The 24,789-nt window shown below is 65.8% G+C and carries 16 protein-coding genes; 14 read left to right on the forward strand and 2 right to left on the reverse strand.

Going from position 1 to position 24,789, the window contains the following annotated elements; translation table 11 throughout:
• Window positions 1-49 precede the first annotated feature (49 nt).
• The 9 genes from ABWW33_RS22605 to ABWW33_RS22645 are packed head-to-tail and all read left to right on the forward strand — an operon-like array spanning window position 50 to window position 12,315.
• Window positions 50-1,441, forward strand: a complete 1,392-nt coding sequence (locus tag ABWW33_RS22605; protein ID WP_353403846.1) for an enolase C-terminal domain-like protein — start codon at window positions 50-52, stop codon at window positions 1,439-1,441.
• Between the two features lie 40 nt (window positions 1,442-1,481).
• The gene (locus ABWW33_RS22610) at window positions 1,482-2,672 is read left to right on the forward strand and encodes a fumarylacetoacetate hydrolase family protein (protein WP_353403847.1); all 1,191 of its coding nucleotides are present in this window, start codon (window positions 1,482-1,484) and stop codon (window positions 2,670-2,672) included.
• A gap of 41 nt (window positions 2,673-2,713) precedes the next feature.
• Entirely contained in the window at window positions 2,714-3,481 is a 768-nt protein-coding gene (xylB, locus tag ABWW33_RS22615) for a D-xylose 1-dehydrogenase (protein WP_353403952.1), read from the forward strand.
• Window positions 3,478-4,362, forward strand: coding sequence for an SMP-30/gluconolactonase/LRE family protein (locus ABWW33_RS22620; RefSeq protein WP_353403848.1), 885 nt, complete (start codon window positions 3,478-3,480; stop codon window positions 4,360-4,362). The genes xylB and ABWW33_RS22620 overlap by 4 nt, the downstream gene beginning before the upstream one ends.
• The gene (locus tag ABWW33_RS22625) at window positions 4,359-6,131 is read left to right on the forward strand and encodes an IlvD/Edd family dehydratase (protein WP_353403849.1); all 1,773 of its coding nucleotides are present in this window, start codon (window positions 4,359-4,361) and stop codon (window positions 6,129-6,131) included. The genes ABWW33_RS22620 and ABWW33_RS22625 overlap by 4 nt, the downstream gene beginning before the upstream one ends.
• A 29-nt stretch (window positions 6,132-6,160) precedes the next feature.
• Complete coding sequence (gene xylF, locus ABWW33_RS22630) at window positions 6,161-7,165, forward strand: D-xylose ABC transporter substrate-binding protein (RefSeq protein WP_353403850.1); 1,005 nt, start codon at window positions 6,161-6,163, stop codon at window positions 7,163-7,165.
• A gap of 9 nt (window positions 7,166-7,174) precedes the next feature.
• Window positions 7,175-8,713 (forward strand): D-xylose ABC transporter ATP-binding protein, encoded by a 1,539-nt coding sequence (gene xylG / locus ABWW33_RS22635; RefSeq protein ID WP_176653053.1) that lies wholly within the window; start codon window positions 7,175-7,177, stop codon window positions 8,711-8,713.
• A gap of 24 nt (window positions 8,714-8,737) precedes the next feature.
• Window positions 8,738-9,880 carry a sugar ABC transporter permease gene (locus ABWW33_RS22640; protein WP_176653052.1) on the forward strand — a complete coding sequence of 381 codons (1,143 nt, stop codon included), beginning with the start codon at window positions 8,738-8,740 and terminating at the stop codon, window positions 9,878-9,880.
• Between the two features lie 50 nt (window positions 9,881-9,930).
• Window positions 9,931-12,315 (forward strand): glycoside hydrolase family 3 N-terminal domain-containing protein, encoded by a 2,385-nt coding sequence (locus ABWW33_RS22645; protein WP_353403851.1) that lies wholly within the window; start codon window positions 9,931-9,933, stop codon window positions 12,313-12,315.
• Between the two features lie 7 nt (window positions 12,316-12,322).
• Here the strand turns inward: ABWW33_RS22645 and ABWW33_RS22650 are convergent, their stop codons facing one another.
• Window positions 12,323-13,603 (reverse strand): ROK family transcriptional regulator, encoded by a 1,281-nt coding sequence (locus ABWW33_RS22650; protein WP_353403852.1) that lies wholly within the window; start codon window positions 13,601-13,603, stop codon window positions 12,323-12,325.
• Window positions 13,604-13,639: 36 nt separating this feature from the next.
• Window positions 13,640-13,918, reverse strand: a complete 279-nt coding sequence (locus ABWW33_RS22655; RefSeq protein ID WP_353403853.1) for a hypothetical protein — start codon at window positions 13,916-13,918, stop codon at window positions 13,640-13,642.
• Window positions 13,919-13,982: 64 nt separating this feature from the next.
• Between ABWW33_RS22655 and ABWW33_RS22660 the strand changes: the two genes are divergently transcribed.
• The 5 genes from ABWW33_RS22660 (at window position 13,983) to ABWW33_RS22680 (ending at window position 24,710) form a co-directional block, all read left to right on the forward strand.
• Window positions 13,983-16,964, forward strand: a complete 2,982-nt coding sequence (locus ABWW33_RS22660) for a TonB-dependent receptor (protein WP_353403854.1) — start codon at window positions 13,983-13,985, stop codon at window positions 16,962-16,964.
• 116 nt (window positions 16,965-17,080) lie between these two features.
• A complete protein-coding gene (locus ABWW33_RS22665) occupies window positions 17,081-18,652 on the forward strand; it encodes a tryptophan halogenase family protein (RefSeq protein WP_353403855.1) in 1,572 nt (523 codons plus the stop codon).
• A gap of 154 nt (window positions 18,653-18,806) precedes the next feature.
• Window positions 18,807-20,003 (forward strand): efflux RND transporter periplasmic adaptor subunit, encoded by a 1,197-nt coding sequence (locus tag ABWW33_RS22670; protein ID WP_353403856.1) that lies wholly within the window; start codon window positions 18,807-18,809, stop codon window positions 20,001-20,003.
• A 10-nt stretch (window positions 20,004-20,013) separates the two neighbouring features.
• A complete protein-coding gene (locus ABWW33_RS22675) occupies window positions 20,014-23,307 on the forward strand; it encodes an efflux RND transporter permease subunit (protein WP_353403857.1) in 3,294 nt (1,097 codons plus the stop codon).
• Window positions 23,304-24,710 carry an efflux transporter outer membrane subunit gene (locus ABWW33_RS22680; protein WP_353403858.1) on the forward strand — a complete coding sequence of 469 codons (1,407 nt, stop codon included), beginning with the start codon at window positions 23,304-23,306 and terminating at the stop codon, window positions 24,708-24,710. The genes ABWW33_RS22675 and ABWW33_RS22680 overlap by 4 nt, the downstream gene beginning before the upstream one ends.
• The last annotated feature ends 79 nt before the right edge of the window (window positions 24,711-24,789 follow it).

Here is a 24,789-nt window from a genome sequence, read left to right on the forward strand (position 1 = left end):
ATCCTTCACACTGGTGTAATGTTAGCGCTATTCATTTTAGGGTAAAGAGATGGTACATGCAACAAATTTGCCGGGAAGCGCATCTCCGGTAATTACGGAAATGCGGGTTGTGCCAGTCGCCGGTCATGACAGCATGCTACTGAATCTGTGCGGCGCCCACGCGCCATACTTCACCCGCAACCTGGTCCTGCTGAAGGACAGCGCTGGACATACCGGCATGGGCGAAGTGCCAGGCGGCGCCGGCATCCTGCGCGCGCTGGAAAACGCCGTACCGCTGGTGGTCGGCACCCAGATCGGCCGCTACAACCGCACGCTGAACGGCATCCGCGACGCCATCGCCAACAAGGACGTCAGCGGCCAGCAGTACCAGGTCACCTCGGCCGCCGAGGCGGAAGTGCTGAAGCAGCCGCACGAGATCAACCTCCGTCTGGAGAACGTGGTCACCGCCGTCGAAGCGGCGCTGCTCGATCTGCTGGGCCAGCACCTGGGCGTGCCGGTATGCGAACTGCTCGGCGCCGGCCAGCAGCGCGACAGCGTGCCGATGCTGGCCTATCTGTTCTACATCGGCGACCGTACCCGCACCGACCTGCCGTACCTGACCGGTGACGGCGCGTCCGGCTGGTACCACATGCGCCACCAGGAAGCGCTGACGCCGGCCGCCATCGCGGCGCAGGCCGAGGCCACCGTCGCCAAGTACGGCTTCCGCGACTTCAAGCTCAAAGGCGGCGTGATGCGCGGCGCCGAGGAAATGGAAGCGGTGGCCGAGATCAAGGCGCGCTTCCCCGATTCGCGCGTCACGCTCGATCCGAACGGCGCCTGGTCGCTGAGCGAAGCGATAGCTTTGTGCAAGGGCCAGGGCCACGTGCTGGCCTACGCCGAGGACCCGTGCGGTCCCGAAAACGGCTACTCCGGCCGCGAGGTCATGGCGGAATTCCGCCGCGCCACCGGCATCGCCACCGCCACCAACATGGTCGCCACCGACTGGCGCCAGATGGCCCATTCGCATTTGCTGGGCGCGGTCGACATTCCGCTGGCCGATCCGCATTTCTGGACCATGCAGGGCTCCGTGCGGCTGGCGCAGCTTTGCCAGGACTGGGGCCTGACCTGGGGTTCGCACTCCAACAACCATTTCGATGTGTCGCTGGCGATGTTCACCCATGCGGCGGCCGCCGCGCCGGGCAAGATCACCGCCATCGACACCCACTGGATCTGGCAGGAAGGCCAGGAACGCCTGACCGTCGATCCGCTGCGGATCGTCGGCGGCGAGGTCAAGGTGCCGCAGGCGCCGGGGCTGGGCATAGAGCCCGACATGGAGCGCATCGAAGCTGCGCACCAGCTGTATAAGAAAGTAGCCACCACGGCGCGCGACGACGCGATGGCGATGCGGTATCTGGTACCTGATTGGACATATTCACCCAAAAAACCGAGCCTGGGGCGTTGAGCTGTACCTGCACCTGGCCTTACGAGACATAGGAAAACCCGTGAAAAATAATCTCAAGCATGCGCCCGCAGCGGCGCACCTGCCGTCCGACCTGCCGGACGCCCTGCTGGTAGGCCGCGTCTGGCGCGCCGGCGACATCAACGGCCCTTGCGTGGTGGTCGTGCGCAACGGTGAAGTGTTCGACATCACCTCCCAGGCCAATACCGTGGCCGACCTGCTGGACCGCGACGATCCCGCCGCCTTCGCGCGCAGCGCGCCGGGCGAGCCGCTGGGCCGCGTGGAAGCGCTGATCGATAACGCGCTGGCCAACGACGCTTCCCCTCAGGCTCCGCGCCTGCTGGCGCCGTGCGACGTGCAGGCGATCAAGGCCTGCGGCGTGACCTTCGCCGTCAGCCTGCTGGAACGCGTGATCGAAGAGCAGGCCGGCGGCGACGCCAGCCGCGCCGACGCGCTGCGCAGCGCGCTGCTGAAGGACATCGGCGCCGACCTGTCGGCCATCAAGCCCGGCTCGCCGGAAGCGGAAAAGCTCAAGCAGCAGTTCATCGAGCGCGGCGCCTGGTCGCAGTACATGGAAGTGGGCATCGGCCCGTATGCCGAGGTGTTCTCGAAATCGCAGCCGATGTCGGCGGTCGGTTTCGGCGCCGACGTCGGCCTGCATCCCGCATCGAAATGGAACAACCCTGAGCCGGAGATCGTGCTGGCGGTGAACAGCCGCGCCGAGACCGTCGGCGCCACGCTGGGCAACGACGTCAACCTGCGCGACATCGAAGGCCGCAGCGCGCTCCTGCTGGGCAAGGCCAAGGACAACAACGCATCCTGCGGCATCGGTCCGTTCATCCGCCTGTTCGACGGCGGCTTCACCATCGACACCGTGCGCAGGGCGGAACTGCGCATGCTGATCGAAGGCGCGGACGACGGCTTCACACTCGACGGCGCAAGCTTCATGCGCGAGATCAGCCGCGACCCGCTCGACCTGGTGTCGCAAACCTGCGGCGCGCATCATCAATACCCTGACGGCTTCATGCTCTTCCTCGGCACCATGTTCTCGCCGATCAAGGACCGTGGCGCGAAGGGCGCCGGCTTCACCCACAAGCTGGGCGACCGGGTCAGCATCAGCAGCCCGTCGCTGGGCATGCTGGTCAATCACGTACAACTGAGCGACGCCATCACGCCATGGACTTTCGGCGTGCGCGCGCTCTACCGCAACCTGGCCCAACGCGGCCTGCTATGAACCCAACGAATCAACAGGAGAAACACACTATGGCGCAACCCATGGCCTACGCCACCTATCCCAGCCTGGCAGACAAACGCGTACTGATCACGGGAGGCGGCACCGGCATCGGAGCCGCCATCGTGGACGCCTTCGTCAAGCAGGGTGCGCAGGTGTACTTTATCGACATCGCCGTGGAGGAGTCGAAGGAGCTGGCCGCCAGCCTGAAGGACGCCAAGTATCCGCCGCGCTTCTTCCCTTGCGACCTGACCGACCTCGATGCGCTGGCCGGCGTGTTCGCGCAGATCGAGCGCGATCACGGCACGGTGGAGGTCATGATCAACAACGCCGCCAACGACAACCGCCACAACATCGAAGACGTCACGCCGAAATACTGGGACGACAGCCTGGCCGTCAACCTGCGCCACCAGTTCTTCTGCGCCCAGGCCGTGGCGCCGGGCATGAAGGCTGCAGGCACCGGCGTGATCCTGAACTTCGGTTCGATCTCGTGGCACCTCGCGCTGGGCAACCTGAGCCTGTACATGACCGCCAAGGCGGCCATCGAAGGCATGACCCGCGGCCTGGCGCGCGACCTCGGCGCCTCCGGCATCCGCGTCAACTGCATCATCCCGGGTTCGGTGCGCACGCCGCGCCAGATGGCATTGTGGCATACGCCGGAAGGCGAACAGGAGATCCTGAACGCCCAGTGCCTGCATGAGCGCGTGGAGCCCGAGGACATTGCCGCGATGGCGCTGTTCCTGGCATCGGACAATGCAGGGCGCTGCTCCGGCCGCGATTACTTCGTAGACGCCGGATGGTATGGTGCATGAACATCACCCAGCCTGAGTGCATCTGGCCGCTGGCGGCCACATTGGGCGAAGGCCCGGTGTGGCATGCCGGTGACAATGCCCTTTATTTCGTCGACATCAAGCAGCGCGCCATCCATCGCTGCGGCGAGGACGGCAGCCGCCGGCAAAGCTGGACGGTGCCGGAGGAAGTCGGCTTCGCGCTGCCGATGCACGGCGGTGGTTTCGTCTGCGGCCTGCCGGGCCGCCTGATGCGCTTTTCGTTCGACAGCGGCGAATTGACGCCGCTGGTGGAACTGGAAGCCGACCTGCCGGGCAACCGCCTCAACGACGGCTATGTGGACCGCCACGGCTGCCTGTGGTTCGGCTCCATGGACAATGCCGAAACGGCGCCCAGCGGCTCGCTGTACCGCCTGTGCGAAGACGATGCCTTGCAGTGCAAGGACAGCGGCTACGTGATCACCAACGGGCCTTGCATCAGCCCGGACGGCCGCACCTTCTACCACACCGATACGCTGGAAAAAACCGTCTACGCGTTTGACGTGGACGACCAGGGCTCCCTGGCCAACAAGCGGGTCTTCGTTCGCATCGAAGGCGAAGGCTATCCGGACGGCACGGCGGTGGACGCCGACGGCGCGCTGTGGATCGCCCTGTTCGCCGGCGCGCGCATCGAGCGCTATTCGTCGGCAGGCGAATTTCTCGATTCGGTTAATATGCCATGCTCTAACATCACCAAAGTCGCCTTTGGCGGCGCCGACCTGCGCACTGTCTTCGTGACGACCGCGCGCAAGGGACTGACGGACGAAGAACTGAGCCGGCAACCGCTGGCGGGAGGCTTGTTCAGCTTCCGCGTGGCGTCGCCGGGCCAGCTGCAAAACGAATATTTACCAGGACAGGCAATATGAACACACCTCGCCGTTTTCGCTCGCAGGATTGGTTTGACAATCCAGACCACATCGACATGACCGCGCTGTACCTCGAGCGCTTCATGAACTACGGTATCACGCCGGAGGAGCTTCGCTCCGGCCGCCCCATCATCGGCATCGCGCAATCGGGCAGCGACATCAGTCCGTGCAACCGCATCCACCTGGAGCTGGCCAAGCGCGTGCGTGACGGCATCCGCGACGCGGGCGGCATCGCGATGGAATTCCCGCTGCATCCGATTTTCGAAAACTGCCGCCGCCCGACCGCCGCCATCGACCGCAACCTGGCCTATATGGGCCTGGTCGAGATCCTGCACGGTTATCCTATCGACGCCGTGGTGCTGACCACCGGCTGCGACAAGACCACCCCGGCGCAGCTGATGGCCGCCGCCACCGTCGATATCCCCGCCATCGTGCTGTCCGGCGGCCCGATGCTGGACGGCTGGCTCGATGGTGAACTGGTTGGTTCCGGCGCCGCGATCTGGAAAGGCCGCAAGCAGCTGGCCGCCGGCAAGATCAATGAAGAGAAGTTCCTGCAGATCGCCGCCGCCTCGGCGCCGTCGGCCGGTCACTGCAACACCATGGGCACCGCGTCGACGATGAACGCCATCGCCGAGGCGCTGGGCATGTCGCTGACCGGCTGCTCCGCGATTCCGGCGCCGTACCGCGAGCGCGGCCAGATGGCCTATGAAACCGGCAAGCGCATCGTCGAGATGGCGCACCAGGACCTGCGTCCGTCGGCGATCCTGACGCGCGAGGCCTTCCTCGACGCGATCGTGGTCAACGCCGCCATCGGCGGTTCCACCAACGCCCAGCAGCACATCGTCGCGATGGCGCGCCACGCCGGCGTCGAACTGAAGTCGAGCGACTGGATGGAATACGGCCACAAGGTGCCGCTGCTGCTGAACATGCAGCCGTCCGGCAAATTCCTCGGCGAGCGCTTCCACCGCGCCGGCGGCGTGCCGGCCGTGATGTGGGAACTGGAACAGAACGGCAAGCTGCGCTCGGACCGACTGACCGTCACCGGCGCCACCATGAGCGACAACCTGAAGGGCCGCGAGACCAACGACCGCGAAGTGATCTATCCGTTCGCCGCGCCGCTGAAGGAAGACGCTGGCTTCTTCGTCCTGAAGGGCAACCTGTTCGACTTCGCCATCATGAAGACCAGCGTGATCTCGCCGGAATTCCGCGCCCGCTACCTGAGCAAGCCGGGCGCCGAGAACATCTTCGAGTGCCGCGCCGTGGTGTTCGACGGTTCCGGCGACTACCACGACCGCATCAACGATCCGTCGCTGAACATCGACGAGGACAGCATCCTCGTCATCCGCGGCGCCGGCCCGGTGGGCTGGCCCGGTTCGGCGGAAGTCGTCAACATGCAACCGCCTGATGCCCTGATCAAGCGCGGCATCATGAACCTGCCGACCCTGGGCGACGGCCGCCAGTCCGGCACCTCGGACAGCCCGTCGATCCTGAACGCCTCGCCAGAGAGCGCGGTGGGCGGCGGCCTGGCCTACATCCGCAACGGCGACGTCGTCCGCGTCGACCTGAACGAAGGCACCTGCAATATGCTGGTCGGCGACGAGGAACTCGCCAAGCGCAAGGCCGAAGGCATACCGGCCGTGCCGCCAAGCCAGACGCCGTGGCAGCAGCTGTACCGCTCCACCGTCGGCCAGATGGAGAGCGGCGCCTGCATGGAACTGGCGGTCGACTACCGCGGTGTCGGCCACACGCTGGCGCGCCACAACCACTAAACATAAAAAATCCTACTGGAGACAGCAACATGAAGAAGATTATCGCCACCGCCGTACTCGGCGCCATGATGGCATTGGCCGGCGGCTACGCGCAAGCGGACGCCAAGAACCCGAAGATCGGTTTTTCCATCGACGACCTGCGCCTTGAGCGCTGGGTGCGCGACCGCGACTACTTCACTGCGGAAGCCGAGAAGCTGGGCGCCAAGGTCTACGTGCAGTCGGCCGACGCCAGCGAACAGCGCCAGATCTCGCAGATCGAAAACCTGATCTCGCGCGGCGTCGACGTGCTGGTCATCGTGCCGTACAACGCCACGGTGCTGAACAACGCGGTGCGCGAGGCGAAGAAGGCCAAGATCAAGGTCGTGTCCTACGACCGCCTGATCCTCAACGCGGACATCGACGCCTACATCTCCTTCGACAACGCCAAGGTCGGCGAGCTGCAGGCCGGCAGCCTGGTCGCGCTGAAACCGAAGGGCAACTACTACCTGCTGGGCGGCGCGCCGACCGACAACAACGCCAAGGTGCTGCGCGAAGGCCAGCTGAAAGTGCTGCAGCCGCTGATCGACAAGGGCGACATCAAGATCGTCGGCAAGCAGTGGGTCAAGGACTGGAGCGCTTCCGAAGCGTTGTCCATCGTCGAGAACGCGCTGACCGCCAACGGCAACAAGATCGACGCCGTGGTGGCCTCCAACGACGCCACCGCCGGCGGCGCCATCCAGGCGCTGGCCGCGCAGAAGCTGGCCGGCAAGGTGCCGGTGTCCGGGCAGGACGCGGACCTGGCAGCCGTCAAGCGCGTCATCGCCGGCACCCAGGCGATGACGGTCTACAAGCCGCTCAAGCTGATCGCGACGGAAGCGGCCAGGCTGTCGGTGCAGCTGGTGCGCAACCAGGCGCCTGCCTACAACTCCACCTACGAGAACGGCATGAAGAAGGTCAGCACGCTGCTGCTGGCGCCGATCGCGCTGACCAAGGCCAACGTGAACGTGCTGTCCGACGACGGTTTCTACACCAAGGCCCAGCTGTCCGCCAACTAAGGAGTCGGTATGGCTGACTATCTGCTGGAAATGAAGAACATCGTCAAGGAATTTGGCGGTGTTCGCGCGCTCAACGGCATCGACATCAAGCTCAAGGCCGGCGAGTGCGCAGGCCTGTGCGGTGAAAACGGCGCCGGCAAATCGACGCTGATGAAAGTGCTGTCCGCCGTGTACCCGCACGGCACCTGGGACGGCGAGATCCTGTGGGACGGCAAGCCGCTGCGGGCGGAGTCGATCCGCGAAACCGAAGCGGCGGGCATCGTCATCATCCACCAGGAACTGATGCTGGTGCCCGAGCTGTCGGTGGCGGAGAATATCTTCCTCGGCAACGAGATCAAGCTGCCCGGCGGCCGCATGGACTATGCGGCCATGAACCGCCGCGCCGAGGAACTGCTGGCCGAGCTGGATATCCGCGACGTCAACGTGGTGCTGCCGGTGAAGCAGTACGGCGGCGGCTACCAGCAGCTGATCGAGATCGCCAAGGCGCTCAACAAGAACGCCCGCCTGCTGATCCTGGACGAGCCGTCGTCGTCGCTGACGGCCTCCGAGATCAAGGTGCTGCTGAAGATTATCCATTCGCTCAAGGCCAAGGGCGTCACCTGCGTCTACATCTCGCACAAGCTCGATGAAGTGGCGGACATCTGCGACACCATCGTCGTCATCCGCGACGGCCAGCACATCGCCACCACGCCGATGGCCGACATGAACATCGAACGCATCATCGCGCAGATGGTCGGCCGCGAAATGAACCAGCTGTATCCGGAACGCAGCCACGTGCCGGGCGAAGTCATCTTCGAAGCGCGCAACGTCAACTGCTACGACGCCGACAACCCGCAGCGCAAGCGCGTCGACAACATCTCCTTCAAGCTGCGCAAGGGCGAGATCCTCGGCATCGCGGGCCTGGTGGGCGCCGGCCGCACGGAGCTGGTGTCGGCGCTGTTCGGCGCCTATCCGGGACCGAGCGAGGCCGAGGTGTGGCTCAACGGCGTCAAGCTCGATACGCGCACACCGCTGAAGGCCATCCGCGCCGGCCTGGCGATGGTGCCGGAAGACCGCAAGCAGCACGGCATCGTGCCCGACCTGGGCGTCGGCCACAACATGACGCTGACGGTGCTGAAGGATTTCGCGCGTGCCACCCGCATCGACCAGCAGGCCGAACTCGCGACCATCCACAAGGAGATCAAGAGCGTCAAGCTGAAGACCGCCACGCCGTTCCTGCCGATTACCAGCCTGTCCGGCGGTAACCAGCAAAAGGCCGTGCTGTCGAAGATGCTGCTGACCAAACCGAAGATCCTGATCCTCGACGAACCGACGCGCGGCGTCGACGTCGGCGCCAAGTTCGAGATCTACCAGCTGATGTTCGACCTGGCCGCACAGGGCATGTCCATCATCATGGTGTCGTCTGAGCTGGCCGAAGTGCTGGGCATCTCGGACCGCGTGCTGGTGGTCGGCGAGGGCAAGCTGCGCGGCGATTTCGTCAACGATAACCTGAGCCAGGAAACCGTGCTGGCCGCGGCGCTGGACCAAACGCAGCCTGCGCTGCACTGATACTCTCCTAGATCTGGATTTGCCATGAACAGTAACAACATCAAACAGTTATTCACGCAGTACAAAATGCTGGCCCTGCTGATCGCAGTCGCCTTGATCTGGGGTTTCTTCAGCTACCATACCGAGGGCGGCTTCGTCACGCCGCGCAACCTGTCCAACCTGATGCGCCAGATGGCCATCACCGGCATCGTCGCCTGCGGCATGTCGCTGGTGATCATCGCCGGCGAGATCGACCTGTCGGTCGGCTCGCTGCTTGGCCTGCTGGGCGGCGTGGCGGCGGTGCTGGATGTGTCGCACCATCTGCCGCTGCCCTTGAACCTGCTGATCGTGCTGGGCATCGGCCTGGTGATCGGCCTGTTCAACGGCTACCTGACCGCCTACCTGAAAATCCCGTCGTTCATCGTCGGCCTGGGCGGCATGCTGGCCTACCGCGGCATCGTGCTGGGCGTGACGGGCGGCGTGACCATCGCGCCGGTATCGGACGACCTGGTCTACCTCGGCCAGGCCTACCTGTCGCCGACCCTGGGCGTGGCGCTGGGCGTGGTGCTGTTCGCCGTCGCGGTATTCCTGGTATGGCAGCAGCGCCGCAGCCACGCCGCCTACGGCCTGGCCGTGGCGCCGGTCTGGCGCGACGCCGCCAAGGTGGTGGTGCTGGGCGCCGTGCTGCTGGCGTTCGTCACGACCTTCAATTCGTACGAGGGCATTCCGCTGCCGGTGCTGCTGTTGCTGGCGTTGCTGGGCATCTTCAGCTACGTCACCACGCAGACGGTGTTCGGCCGCCGCGTCTACGCAGTCGGCAGCAATATGGAAGCGACGCGCCTGTCGGGCATCAATGTGCAGGCGGTGAAGCTTTGGATCTTCGGCATCATGGGCCTGATGTGCGCACTGGCCGGCCTGGTCAACACCGCGCGCCTGGCGGCCGGTTCGCCGTCGGCCGGCACCTCCGGCGAACTCGATGCGATCGCGGCCTGCTTCATCGGCGGCACCTCGATGCGCGGCGGCTCGGGCACCGTGCACGGCGCGCTGATCGGCGCGCTGGTGATGGCGAGCCTCGACAACGGCATGTCGATGCTGGACGTGGACACGTATTGGCAAATGATCGTCAAGGGCTGCATCCTGACGCTGGCAGTGTGGGTGGACGTTGCGACCCGCGCAGGCAAGCGCTAAGCGGCATCATCAAAGAACACCATAAAAGAATACCAACGGAGACAGATAACATGAAGAACAACCGCAGACAGTTTTTAACTTCCATGTCCAGCATCGCCGGCCTGTCCGTGCTGCCTGGTTCGATGGCGCTGGCCGCCACCGCCAAGGCGCCGTACAAGGATGCGACCCTGCCGGTGCAGCAGCGCGTCGACGACCTGCTGGGTCGCATGACGCTGGAAGAAAAAATCATGCAGATGCAGTGCACCTGGCAGCAGAAGACCGAGATCCAGGACGCGAAAGGCGAGTTCTCGCCGGCCAAGGCGCAGAAGGCGTTTCCGAACGGCCTGGGCATGATCGCCCGTCCGTCGGACCGCCAGCTGGGCCAGGCGGCGGGCGCCGGCGACACCGGCGCGCATGACAACCGCAACGCGCTGGAAACGGCGACCTATGTGAACGCGATCCAGAAGTGGGCGGTCGAGCAGACCCGCCTCGGCATCCCGCTGTTCATGCACGAGGAATCGCTGCACGGCTACGTCGCGCGCGACGCCACCAGCTTCCCGCAGGCGATCGGCCTGGCGTCGTCGTTCGACACCGACCTGGCGCGCAAGGTGTTCAGCGTGGCGGCGCGCGAGATGCGCGCGCGCGGCGCCAACCTGGCGCTGGCGCCGGTGGTGGACGTGGCGCGCGAACCGCGCTGGGGCCGCATCGAGGAAACCTATGGCGAAGACCCGCACCTGTGCGGCGAGATGGGCAAGGCCGCCGTGCTGGGCTTCCAGGGCGAGAGCAAGGTGCTGGCCAAGGACAAGGTCTACGCCACGCTCAAGCACATGACCGGCCACGGCCAGCCTGAAAGCGGCACCAACATCGGCCCGGCCGAAGTGAGCGAACGCACGCTGCGCGAGGAGTTCTTCCCGCCGTTCGAAAAACTGATCAGGGAAACCAACGTCGCCGCCGTCATGCCGTCGTATAACGAGATCGGCGGCGTGCCGTCGCATGCCAACCACTGGCTGATCACCAAGGTGCTGCGCGAGGAGTGGGGCTTCAAGGGCGTGACCGTGTCGGACTACTTCGGCATCAATGAACTGGTCACGCGCCACAAGCTGGCCGCCACGCCGAAGGAAGCCGCTTACCGCGCGCTGAAGGCCGGCGTCGACATCGAAACGCCGGACGGCCTGGGCTACAAGACGCTGGCGGAGCTGGTGAAGGAAAAGCGCATCGCCGAAAGCGAGATCGACGCCGTGGTGCGCCGCGTGCTGGAACTGAAATTCAATGCAGGCCTGTTCGAGCAGCCCTACGTCGATGCGAAAGCGGCCGACAGCCTGACCGCCACGCCGGAAGCCGTCGCGCTGGCGCGCCTGGCGGCCACGCGCACGCCGGTGCTGCTGAAGAACGACAAGGGCGTGCTACCGCTGGACGGCAAGAAGGTGGGCAAGGTGCTGCTGCTCGGTACCCACGCCAAGGATTGCCCGATCGGCGGCTACTCGGACGTGCCGCGCCACGTGGTGTCGATCTACGAAGGCCTGCAGGCCGAGGCCAAGGCGCAGGGCTTCGAGCTGGCGTATTCCGAAGGCGTGCGCATCACCGACAGCCGCGTGTGGGGCGCCGACGAGATCAAGTTCACGCCGCCGGAAGTCAACGCCAAACTGATCGCCGAGGCGGTGCAGGCGGCCAAGTCGGCCGACACCATCATCATGGTCCTGGGCGACAACGAGCAGACCAGCCGCGAGGCCTGGGCCGACAACCACCTGGGCGACCGCGACAGCCTGGACATGCTGGGCCAGCAGAACGACCTGGCGCGCGCCATCTTCGCGCTCGGCAAGCCGACCGTGGTGTTCCTGCTCAACGGCCGTCCGCTGTCGGTCAACCTGCTGGCGGAAAAGGCCGACGCGCTGATCGAAGGCTGGTACATGGGCCAGCAGACCGGCTTCGCCGCCGCCGACCTGTTGTTCGGCCGCGCCAACCCGGGCGGCAAGCTGCCGGTGTCGATCGCGCGCAGCGTCGGCCAGCTGCCGATCTTCTACAACCACAAGCCGTCGGCGCGCCGCGGCTACATCGACGGTTCGACCAAGCCGCTGTATCCGTTCGGCTTTGGCCTGAGCTACACCACGTTCGATATTTCCGAACCGCGCCTGGTCAAGGCCAGCATCGCTGTCGGCGAATCGACCAAGGTGGAAGTGGATGTGACCAACACCGGCAAGCTGGCCGGCGACGAAGTGGTGCAGCTGTACATCCGCGACGATATCAGCTCGGTCACGCGGCCGGTGCTGGAGTTGAAGGGCTTCCAGCGCGTGACGCTGAAGCCGGGCGAGAAGCGCACGCTGTGGTTCGACATCAAGCCGTCCGACCTGTGGTTCTTCAACACCGAGATGGTGCGCGTGGTGGAGCCGGGCAGCTTTACCATCCATGTCGGTCCGGACAGCGTCAAGCTGAAATCGGCCAAGCTGATGGTCGGTTAAGGTTCGCTCAGCTCCAGGACCAGAAGCCGGCGGCGACGCCGGTGGCCTGCGGCAGGCCGGTGCCGACTTTCGGGGTGGGCCGGCGCCCGCCGCTCTGGTCGGCGAATGGCCGCATCAGGTAATGGCGTGCCATCGCCGCGCCGCCGATGGCGATGGCGTTGATGCCGAAGCGCGGCGTGCGGATCGCCGGCGCCGGCAGCAGCGTCGCGCTGGCGCAGTCGTTGAGCACCTGGCGGCCCGGCTCCAGGAAGCGGTCGCCCAGGCGCAGCGCGGCGCCGCCGATGACGATGCACATCGGATCGAACGCCACCCACAGGTTATTCAGCAGCACCCCCAGCTTGCGGCCGGCCGCGGCCACCACGTCGCAGGCGGCGGCGTCTCCCGCCTCCACTTGCACGAACAGCTTTTCCAGCAGCTCGGCGCCGTGCGCCGGCTTGCCATTCACCTCGTCCATCAGTGCCTGCAGGCCGATCAGCGCGTCGGCGCAGCCGCGCCGGCCGCAGGAGCAGGGCGGTCCGTCCTGCTGCAGGATGGTGTGGCCGACCTCGCCGGCGAATCCGTACAAGCCGGTCAGCAGACGGCCGTTGACGATGATGCCGGCGCCCACGCCGTAGCCTATGCTCAGGTAGATCAGCGGATCGGCGCCGGCCTGGTTGGAAAATTCCAGCTCCGCCAGCGCCGCCACGTTCGCCTCGTTCTGGATGAACAGCGGCTTGCCGTCCAGCGCGGTGAAGGCGAAGTGCGAGCGCATCTGGTTGGCCACGTCGACGTTGCGCCAGCCGAGGTGGGGCGCGTAGTGCAGCACGCCGGTGGCGTCGTCGACCACGCCGTGCAGGCCGATGCCCACGCCCAGCAGCGCGCGGCCGGCCAGCGCGCCGTCGGCGCGCGCCATGTGCAGCACGCCTGCCGCCATCTGCCCGATGCAGGCGATGGCGTCGGCGCCGTTGGCGTAGTCGATCACCGCCTCGTCCAGCACTTCGCCCAGCAGATTGGTGGCGACGATGCGCGCCGCGCCGATGCCGAGGTCGACGCCGAGCAGCGCCAGGCGGGTGCCGTCCAGGTGCAGCGGCGTGGCGCGCCGGCCCAGCGCGCCGGTGGCCAGCAATGCGCTTTCGCTGAGCCAGCCTTCGTCCAGCAGCTCGCGCACCAGCAGGCTGACGGTGGACTTGGTCAGGCCGACGGTTTCGGCCAGCCCCGCGCGGGACAGTCCCGGCTGGTTGCACAGCTGGCGCACCAGCGCCATGCGATTGACTTGCTTGAGTAGCTGTTGGTCGCCGGCGACGATCATAGGTGAAAGCGTTCGAGGTGAGGAGTCAGGCAGGGATCATACACCAATGAAATGCAGTCGAGTCATCCGCGCTTTTTTGGCGCTTTGCGGCGTCCATACAACAGCCCGCAACTTCCTCGTTTGAATTCGTTCGATCAATTGACTAATGAGTTTTTTTCTCATATCCTGAGTTGGCTTTATCAATTCGTCATTTGATTGAACTAAGTTTGAAAACGTTTGCATGCCGACCTGGCGTGCGCGTGACCGGGGGCCATCCGCGCCGCCGCCAGTTTCTGTAACAGAACACTTCAGAGTAGTTGTAGTTGTCACCATCATCGGCGTTGCTTACGGCCTGCTCGATCAGCGTCGAAGATATAAATAAATCTAATAAGGAGACGTAGTGCGAAACCATACCACCAAGGGGGCAGTCCACCCGAATTCCCGACGCAGGGCCATCAGCCTGGCGGTCGCCAGTGCCTGCTTGAGCCTGTCTTCGGCTTACGCGCAAGAGGCCGTCAAGGCGGCCGATGCGCCGCCGGCCGAACAGACCGTCGTTGTCACTGGTATCCGCGCCAGTATGCAATCGACGCTGAACCTGAAGCGCAATTCCGACGGTATCGTCGACGGCATCGTGGCCGACGATATCGGTAAGTTCCCCGATACCAACTTGGCCGAATCGCTGCAGCGCATTTCCGGCGTGTCGATCGACCGCAGCAACGGCGAAGGGCAGAAAGTCACCGTGCGCGGCGTCGGCCCCGACCTGAACATGGTGCTGCTGAACGGCCGCCAGATGCCGACCTCGAACCTGGGCGACCTGTCCGGCCGCGCGTTCGACTTCTCCAACCTGGCGTCCGAGGCGATCTCGCAGATCCAGGTGTACAAGACCAGCCGCGCCGACACGCCGCCGGGCGGCATCGGCGCCACCGTCAACATCATGACCGCGCGTCCGTTCGACAATCCCGGCATGCATTCGAGCGTCGGCGTCAAGGGCGTGTACGACACCTCGAACAACCACCTGCCGGACGCCGACAAGGCCAGCACCTCGCTGACGCCTGAAATCTCCGGCATCTACAGCAACACCTCGGCCGACGGCCGCTGGGGTGTCGCCATCAGCGGCAGCTACCAGAAGCGCAACCTGGGCGTGAACACCGCCGGCATCCCCAACGGCTGGCGCGGCCCGTTCACCGGCGACGAAAACAACTGGGGCACGATCCCGCAGGCGGGCCAGCCGGGCTACAGCGACATCACCAACCGTCCGAAGCCGGGCGACGTGTACTCGGTGCCGCAGAACATTTCCTACTTCATGAAGGGCATGCAGCGCCAGCGCACCAACGGCCAGCTGGCCTTGCAGTTCAAGCCGACCACCGACCTGACCACCACGCTGGACTACACCTATTCGGAAAACAAGATCCAGACCCGCTCGCACGAGCTGAGCGCCTGGTTCAACTTGGGTCCGTCCGTCAGCAAGTGGACCGATGGCCCGATCGCCTCGCCGATCTACTACCAGGAAAACGTCACCGCGCAGGATATCGCGATGAACGGCGGCGACTACGCCACCAAGTCGACCAACAAGTCGCTCGGCTTCAACGCCGTGTGGAAAGCCACGCCGTCGCTGAAGGTGGTGTTCGACGCGCATAGTTCGTCGGCGGTGTCGCAGAAGGACAGCCCGTTCGGCTCGGCCAACGACCTGGCCACCGTCAGCTTCAGCCGCGGCAATACCGGCGTCGACTTCACCCACGAAATGCCGGTGCTGAGCATCCAGGGCGCGAACTTCACCGCGGCGCCGATGCAGGTGTCCGGCTCCTGGTTCCAGGACGGCTACCAGAAGATGACCATCGACCAGGGCCAGGCCAGCGCCAGCCTGAAACTGATGGAAGCGTCCAACCTGAACTTCGGTCTGGCCGTCACCAACGTCAAGAACCGTTCGGCCTTCCAGCAGGTGCAGAGCGACAGCTGGGGCGGCGCCACCAAGGCCTCCGACTATCCGCAATCGCTGTTCCAGGCGGACGACCTGCGCAAGTACTTCGGCAAGATGGACGGCGTGAACGATCCCAACCTGTTCAACCAGATCCACACCTTCAACTTCGCCGCCGTGCGCCAGGTGGCGTCGGACACCACCGGCAAGCCGGCGCTGTACATGCCAAGCCTGGACAACCCGGACTACGACCGCCGCACCACCGAGAAATCGAAGTCGGCCTTCGTCCAGCTGGTGACCGAGTGGGATACCGCGATTCCTATCCACACCGGCATCGGCGCGCGCTTCGAGAAGACCGACGTGCTGTCGACCGCGTTGTCGCAGACGCCGAGCGAAGTGCGCTGGGTCTCGCAGAACGAGTTCCCGATCACCTTCGCGGGCAAGGCGTTCACCTCGCAGACCGGTTCCTACCACAACCTGCTGCCTAGCCTGGACATCGACGCCGACCTGCGCTCGGACTTCAAGGTACGCGCCAGCTACGGCGAGACCATCGGCCGTCCGCGCTACGACCAGATCCAGGGCGGCACCACCATCGGTGCCACCGCGTCGGTCAACGGCGACTCGGCATCGACCGGCAATCCTGCTCTGAAACCGGTCAAGTCGAAGAACCTGGACTTGTCGGCCGAGTGGTACTACGACAAGCGCAGCCTGGTGTCGCTGGGCCTGTTCGAGAAGAAGCTGACCAACTACGCCGGCCAGTCGGTGACCGATGTACCGCAGGCCAACCTGCATACGCCGGTCGGCGGCAAGTACTGGAACGCGGCGCTGGGCGCCGGCTGTATCGTCACCGATACCGCCTGCATCCGCAACTACATCTTCAAGAACTTCAACGGCCAGCCCGGCGTGGTGCGCGGGCCGGACAACGAGAAGGGCGAGATCACCGGCGTCATCACCGGCCAGCCGAGCGATCCGGCGATCAAGTTCCAGACCACCAGCTACGTCAATGCGCAGGACGCCAACCTGCACGGCGCCGAGATCAACTGGCAGCACATGTTCGGCAACAGCGGCTTCGGCATCCAGGCCAACTACACCTACGTCAAGTCGGGGCTGGCGTTCAACAACGCCAGCAAGGGCGACCAGTTCGCGCTGGTCGGCCTGAGCAACTCGGCCAACCTGGTGGGTATCTACGAGGATGACAAGTGGAGCGTCCGTGCCGCGTACAACTGGCGCGGGCAGTTCCTGTCGTCGACCACCGACCTGGCAGGCGCCAATCCGCAGTACGTGGAGCCGTACGGACAGGTGGACGTCAACGTCGGCTATGCCTACAACAAGAACCTGAGCTTCCAGCTGGAAGCGATCAACCTGACCGACCAGCTGCAGCGCGTGCACGGCCGTACCGACATGATGGTACTGAGCCTGGCACAATCGGGACCGCGCTACATGTTGTCGGCTCGGTACAAGTTCTAACCGCCGCAGACACCGGGACGGCGCCAGCCGTCCCGGCCTGACCCGCAGGCCGCCTTCATGGCGGCCTGTGCTTTCTCGTGCCTGGTGGTGGCACCGGGCTGCAAGGATTCCAACCTATGAATGGGCCTGAGCCGCAACAGCTGCAACAGCTGCAACAGCTACAACATATCGTCATCGTCGGCGGCGGTTCGGCCGGCTGGCTGACGGCGGCGGTGATCGCCGCCGAACACGCGGCGCTGAAGGTGACCGTGCTGGAGTCGCCCGACGTGGCGCCGATCGGCGTCGGCGAGGGCACCTGGCCCAGCATGCGCGACACCTTGGCGCGTATCGGCGTGTCCGAGACCGATTTCTTCCGTGAATGCGACGCCTCCTTCAAGCAGGGTTCGCGCTTCAACGCCTGGGTCGACGGCGGCGACGACGATTTCTATTTCCATCCCTTCGTCGTGCCGCACGGCTACGGCGAGGCCAACCTGCCGGCCCGCTGGCGTGCCCGCCACGCGGACCAGCCGTTCGCCGGCGTGGTCAGCTTCCAGCCGCAGCTTTGCCTGCACGGCAAGGCGCCCAAGCAGGCCGCCACGCCGGAGTTTGCCGCCGTGTCGAACTACGGCTACCATCTCGACGCCGGCAAGTTCGGCCTGTTCCTGCGCCGCCACTGTACCGAGGTCCTCGGCGTGCGCCACCTGGTCGACCACGTGGACGCCGTGCTGCCGCAGGACGACGGCGACATCGCCGCCCTGCAGACGCGCCGCAACGGCGCCGTCCGGGGCGACCTGTTCATCGACTGCAGCGGCGCCCAGTCGCTGCTGCTGGGCCAGCACTACGGCGTCGAGTTCCTGTCGCAAAAACACGTGCTGTTCAACGACAGCGCGCTGGCGCTGCAGATGCCCTATCCCGACGAGCACAGTCCGATCGCCTCGCAGACGCTGTCGACCGCGCAGGCGCACGGCTGGATCTGGGACATCGGCCTGCCGGCCCGGCGCGGCATCGGCTATGTCTATTCCGGCGCCCACACCGGCGACGAGCAGGCCGAGCGCACGCTGCACGCCTATGTGCGGCGCACCAGCCCCGGCCAGGAAGTGCCGACCCCGCGCAAGCTGTCGTTCCAGCCCGGCTACCGCGCGCGCTTCTGGCACCGCAACTGCGTGGCGATCGGCCAGTCGGCCGGCTTTCTCGAACCGCTGGAGGCGTCGGCGCTGGCGATGGTCGAGCTGTCGGCCGCCACGCTGGCCGACGCGCTGCCGGCCAACCGCGCCGCGATGGACATCACGGCGCGCCGCTACAACGACGCCTTCCTCTACCGCTGGGAACGGGTGATCGATTTCCTCAAGCTGCACTACGTGTTGAGCCGGCGCGACGACACCCAGTACTGGCGCGACAACCGCCGTGCGGGATCGATCCCGCCGCGCCTGAAGGAATTGCTGACCTTGTGGCGCCACCAGCCGCCGTCGCGCTACGACCTGCACCGCATCGAAGAAGTGTTCCCCGCCGCCAGCTACCAGTACGTCCTGTACGGCATGGGCTTTGACACCGACTACGGCGACGGCCGCCGCCGCTCCGACCATCCCGGCCTGGCCGACGCCTGCTTCCGCGACACCCGGGCGCTGGCCGGCCGGATGCTGGCCGGCCTGCCGGACAACCGCGAACTGATCGACCACATCAAGCGTCACGGCCTGCCGGTACAACCCTGAGGCGCCAAGCCGTGGCTCAAACGCGTTATGGACTGTTCGCCTCGTCGATACGCGCGCAATTGATATACCTCTTATTTGTTAATGACAGCGTGTGCCAAATTTGACTAGAATGAAACTAGTTGTATAAATTGACACCGTTACTGAGGGGTTCACAATGAATATCCTGGCGGCGCTGGCGTCTACGCGCTGGTTCAAATTATCCATACTCCTCGCGCTGCTGGCCGGCTGCGCCAAGCACGAGGAGGGCGGCCCGCAGGGCGGGCCGCCCGCGGTATCGGTGGCGCCGGCCGTCAAGCGCGACGTCAAGGAATTCGACGAATTCACCGCCCGCCTCGAGGCGCCGGACACGGTCGACATCCGCTCGCGGGTGGCCGGCACGCTGATGCAGGTGCACTTCCGCGAAGGCCAGATGGTGCGCAAGGGCGATCCGCTGTTCACCATCGATCCGCGTCCGTTCGCCGCCGAAGCGGCCCGCGTCGAGGCGCAGCTGGTGGCCGCCCGCACTTCCGGAGAGTTGAGCAAGACCGAGCTGGCGCGCGCGGAAAAACTGGTCGCCGTGCGCGGCGTCAGCCAGCAGGAGCTGGACCAGCTGAAGGCGGCGGTCGCCAACGCCAACTCCAACGTCAAGGCCTACGAGGCGGCGCTGGCGCAGGCCAGGCTGAATCTGGAGTTCACCCGCATCGTCGCCCCGGTCACCGGCCGCACGTCGCGCGCCAATGTCACGGTCGGCAATCTGGTGAATATCGGCGATCCGGTGCTGACCACCGTGGTGTCGAACGACCGCATGTACGCCTACTTCGACGCCAGCGAGGCGCTCTACCTGAAATACATGCGCGCGGCGCGCGACGGCAGCCGTCCATCGTCGCGCGATGTGCCGAACGCGGTGCGCCTGGGCCTGGCCAACGAGGAGGGCTTCCCGCATGAAGGCCACATGGACTTCGTCGACAACCGCCTGAACCCGGCCACCGCCTCGATGCGCGGGCGCGCCGTGTTCGACAACAAGGAGGGCCTCTACACGCCCGGCCTGTTCGCCCGCATCCAGCTGGTCGGCAGCGGCAGCTATTCCGCCACGCTGGTGTCGGACCGCGCCATCATCACCGACCAGACGCGCAAGGTGGTGCTGGTGGTCGGCAAGAACAACATCGTCGAGCAGCGCGAGATCAAGCCCGGCGCGCTGATCGGCGGCATGCGCGTCGTCACCGGCATCAATGCCGGCGAACTGGTGATCGTCGACGGCCTGCTGCGCGCCTTCCCCGGCGCGCCGGTCACGCCGCAGGTGCTGAAGGTGGACGAGCAGGGGCAACCCATCCCGGCGCCGCCGCCAGGCGCCCCGGCTGTGGCCAAGGGCTGAGGAGCGGCGCATGGATATCTCGCGATTTTTCATCGACCGCCCGCGCTTCGCCACCGTCCTCTCGATTTTCATTTTCATGGTCGGCCTGCTGGCGATCTTCCAGCTGCCGATCTCCGAGTATCCGGAAGTGGCGCCGCCGCAGATCGTGGTGCGGGCCCAGTTCCCCGGCGCCAATCCGCGCGTGATTTCGGAAACCGTGGCCGCGCCGCTGGAAGAGCAGATCAACGGCCTGGAACACATGCTGTACTTCGAAAGCCAGGCCACAGCCGACGGCAGCATGACGCTGACGGTGACCTTCAAGATCGGCACGGTGCCCGAGCAGGCCGAGACGGCGGTGCAGAACCGCATCAACCGCGCCTTGCCGCGCCTGCCCGACATCGTGCGCCAGATCGGCGTGACGACCGAGAAGCAGTCGCCCAACCTGACCATGGTGGTGCACATGGTCTCTCCGGACAACAGCCACGACGCGCTCTACCTGCGCAACTACGCCAACCTGAACGTGCGCGACGACCTGCTGCGCGTGCCCGGCATGGGCTCGGTGCTGCTGTTCGGTTCCGGCGACTACGCGATGCGCATCTGGCTCAATCCGCGCCAGCTGGCGGCGCGCAACATGACCGCCGGCGACGTGGTGGCGGCGATCCGCGAGCAGAACGCGCAAGTGGCGGCCGGCGTGGTCGGCTCGCCGCCGGCGCCCAACGACACCGACTTCCAGCTGCAGGTCAATGCGCAGGGGCGGCTGATCAAGGAGGAGGATTTCGCCGAGATCATCGTCCGCAGCGATCCCGCGACCGGTGCGCTGGTGCGCATCAAGGATGTCGGCCGGGCGGAGATCAGCGCCAACTCGTATTCGCTGCGCAGCCTGCTGAACAACAAGGAGGCGGCGGCCATCGGTATCTTCCAGGCGCCCGGCTCGAACGCGCTGAAGCTGTCGAACGACGTGCGCGCGACGATGGAGAACGCCAAGAAGAACTTCCCCAAGGGTGTCGACTACGACATCGTCTACGACCCCACGCGCTTCGTGCAGACCTCGATCGAGAAAGTGGTGCACACGCTGATCGAGGCGGTGCTGCTGGTGGTGCTGGTGGTGATCATCTTCCTGCAGACCTGGCGCGCCTCGGTGATCCCGCTGCTGGCGGTGCCTATCTCCATCATCGGCACGTTCGCGATGCTGCTGTTGCTGGGCTACTCGATCAACACGCTGACCCTGTTCGGGCTGGTGCTGGCGATCGGCATCGTGGTCGACGACGCCATCGTGGTGGTGGAAAACGTCGAGCGCAACATCGCCGACGGCCTGACGCCGCACGACGCCACGGTGCGCGCGATGCGCGAGGTGAGCGGACCTATCATCGCCATCGCGCTGGTGCTGTGCGCCGTGTTCATCCCGCTGACCTTCGTGCCCGGCCTGTCCGGCCAGTTCTACAAGCAGTTCGCGGCGACGATCGCGATTTCCACGGTGATCTCGGCGTTCAATTCGCTGACCTTGTCGCCGGCCCTGGCGGCGCTGCTGCTGCGCCCACACGACGCGCCCAAAGACAAGATCATGGTGGTGATGGACAAGCTGTTCGGCAAATTCTTCCACTGGTTTAACTGCATGTTCCAGCGCCGCAGCAAGGCCTATGGACGCGGCGTGACCGGGCTGCTGCAGCGCAAATCGCTGGCGCTGGTGGTCTACGGCGTGCTGCTGCTGTGTACCGGCCTGCTGTTCACGCGCATTCCCAGCGGCTTCGTGCCGGCGCCGGACAAGCAGTACCTGATCGGCATCGCCCAGCTGCCCGCCGGTTCGTCGCTGGCGCGCACCGAGAAGGTCATCCGCGACATGAGCGACATCGCGCTCAAGGTGCCGGGCATCGTCGATTCGATCGCCTTCCCCGGCCTGTCGATCGCCGGCTTCTCGTCGTCGCCGAACGAGGGCATCGTCTTCTTCGGCCTGGCGCCGTTCGAGGAGCGCACCACGCGCGCCTTGTCCAAGGACGCCATCCTCGGCAAGGTCAATGGCGCCATCCAGGCGATCCAGGGCGCGCGCATGTTCGTCGTGCCCCCGCCGGCGGTGGACGGCCTGGGCAACGCGGGCGGCTTCAAGCTGCAGGTGCAGGACCGCGGCGGCCAGGGCGAGCAGGCGCTGTATGGCGCGGTCTGGGGCGGCATACTCGGGCCGATCTACGGCAATCCCAAGTCCAGCATCGGCACGCCGTATTCGAACTACGACATCAACGTGCCGCAGCTGTTCGCCGACGTCGACCGCACCAAGGCCAAGCAAATGGGCCTGCCGCTGCAGGAGATCTACGACACGCTGCAGATCAACCTCGGCTCGCTGTACGTGAACGACTTCACGCGCTTCGGCAAGACCTACCAGGTGGTGGTGCAGGCCGACGCGCCGTTCCGCTCGCGCGCCGACAGCATCACCAACCTGGAGACGCGCAACTCGGCGGGCCAGATGGTGCCGCTGGGTTCCGTGATGCAGGTCAATCCGACCTTCGGCCCGACGCGCGTGACGCGCTACAACGGCTTCCCCTCGGCCGACGTCAACGGCGCCGCCAAGCCGGGCTTCTCCAGCGGCCAGGCGGAATCCGAGATCGAACGCCTGGTCAAGCAGCTGCCGCGCGGGATGTCGTACGAATGGACCGACCTGACCTACCAGGACCGGCTCACGCGCGACATCACGCTGCCCGGCATCAACGTCAAGATACCGACGCTGGCGGCGGTGCTGTTCCTGTCCGTGGTGCTGGTGGTGCTGGTGCTGACTGCGCAGTATGAAAGCTGGAGCCTGCCGCTGGCCATCATCATGATCGTGCCGATGTGTATCCTGTCGGCGCTGTTCGGCGTGTGGATATCGCACTTCCCGCCGTTCTCGCAAGGCGGAGACCTGAACCTGTTCACGCAGGTGGCGCTGGTGGTGCTGGTCGGCCTGGCGTGCAAGAACGCGATCCTGATCGTGGAATTCGCCAAGGAGCTGGAGGAGCAGGGGCAGCCGATGATGGAGGCCATCGTCAACGCCTGCCATCTGCGCCTGCGGCCTATCCTGATGACGTCGATCGCCTTCTGCGCCGGCGTGATTCCGCTGATTCTGGGCAGCGGCGCCGGCAGCGAGATGCGCCGCGCGATGGGGATCGCCGTGTTCTCGGGCATGGTTGGCGTGACCTCGTTCGGCATCTTCCTGACGCCGGTGTTCTACTCGTTGCTGCGCAAGGGCACCGAGAAGCGCCGCGCGCATTCGGCCGAACTGCGGCACCAGATCGAGGCCGCGGCCCATCCATTCCATCCCGGCATCGACGATGCCGATCCGCCGCGCAAGGGGGAAGTATGAGCCAGCATCGTAGCCATCCGGCCGTCGTCATCGGCGTCGCGCTGGTGTTGACGGCGTGCTCCAGCGCGCCGCCGGTCAAGAAATTCGAGCCCGCGCTGGACAGCGGCTTCGCCAACGCGCCGTCGGCCGTCGCAGGGGAACCGGTCGGTGAATTCTGGCACGCCTTCAACGACCCGCTGCTCGACACGCTGGTGCAGCGGGCGCTGAAGGCCAATACCGATATCCGCAGCGCCGCCGCCAGCCTGCGCGAAGCGCGCGCGCTGAACCGCTACGCCGACGCGCAGCTGCTGCCCAGCATCGGCCTCGATGCCGGCGCGGCACGCATCCGCGCGCCGAACGACGCCGGCGTGGTCAAGACCAACAACAACTACTCGGTTGGCTTCGACGTCGCCTGGGAGGCCGACCTGTTCGGCCGTCTCGGCGACGCGCGCAAGGCGGCGCAGGCCAACGTGCTGGCCGGCGCGGCCGGCGTGCGGGCGGCGCAGGTCAGCGTGACGGCCGAGGTGGCGCGCAACTACTTCGACCTGCGCGGTCTGCAGAAGCAGCTGCGCGTGGCCGTGGCGTCGCTGGAGACGCAGCAGGCGGCGCTGGAGCTGGTCGACGCGCGGCTCGACGTGGGCCGCGGCACGGCGCTCGACAGCGAACGCGCGCGGGCCCTGGTGAAATCGACGGCGGCCAATATTCCGGCGCTGGAGGCGGCCTTGATACGCACGCGCTATCGGCTGGCGGTGCTGTGCGGCCTGCAGCCGACCGCGCTCGACGCGGAACTGGGACCGGTGCGGCCGTTGCCCGGGTTGAAGGCGGTGCAGTTGTCCAGCATCGGTTCGCCGGCCTCGCTGCTGCGGCGCCGGCCGGACATCCAGCTGGCCGAGGCGCAGGTGGCGGCGGCAGCGGCGCAGGTCGGCGTGGCGCGCAGCGCGCTGTTCCCGGTGCTGTCGCTGGGCGGCACGCTGGGACAGAACTCGTCGCACTTCAGCGACTTGGGCAAGGGCGCTTCGTATGTCTACAACCTCGGCGCGCAGCTGACGTGGAACCTGATCGACTTCGGCCGCATCCGCGCGCAGATCAGCGCCGCCGATGCGCGCAACGACGCGGTGGTGATCGGCTACGAGAAAGCGGTGCTGGGCGCGCTGGAGGAGACGGAAGGCGCGCTGGCCAGCTACACCCGCACCCAGCGCCAGACCGAGCTGCTGTTCGAGGCGGCCCAGTCGTCGGAGCAGGCCGCCGTGATCGCGCGTGAGCGTTTCAAGGTCGGCTCGACCGATTTCCTGACGGTGCTCGACGCCGAGCGCGAACTGTTGTCCGCGCGCGACCGCCTGGCGCAAGCCCAGGCCGGCGCCGCCACCTCGCTGGTGGCGGTCTACAAGGCCCTGGGCGGCGGCTGGGAGGTGCCTGCACAATAGCAATCAAACAGCGACTTGCAATAGAAAAGAAGAAATTGCAGAGTTGTGCGTTGCAGCATAAACTGGACTGGCCATTTGA

The organism is Duganella hordei (assembly GCF_040369125.1).
GTDB lineage: Bacteria > Pseudomonadota > Gammaproteobacteria > Burkholderiales > Burkholderiaceae_D > Rugamonas > Rugamonas hordei.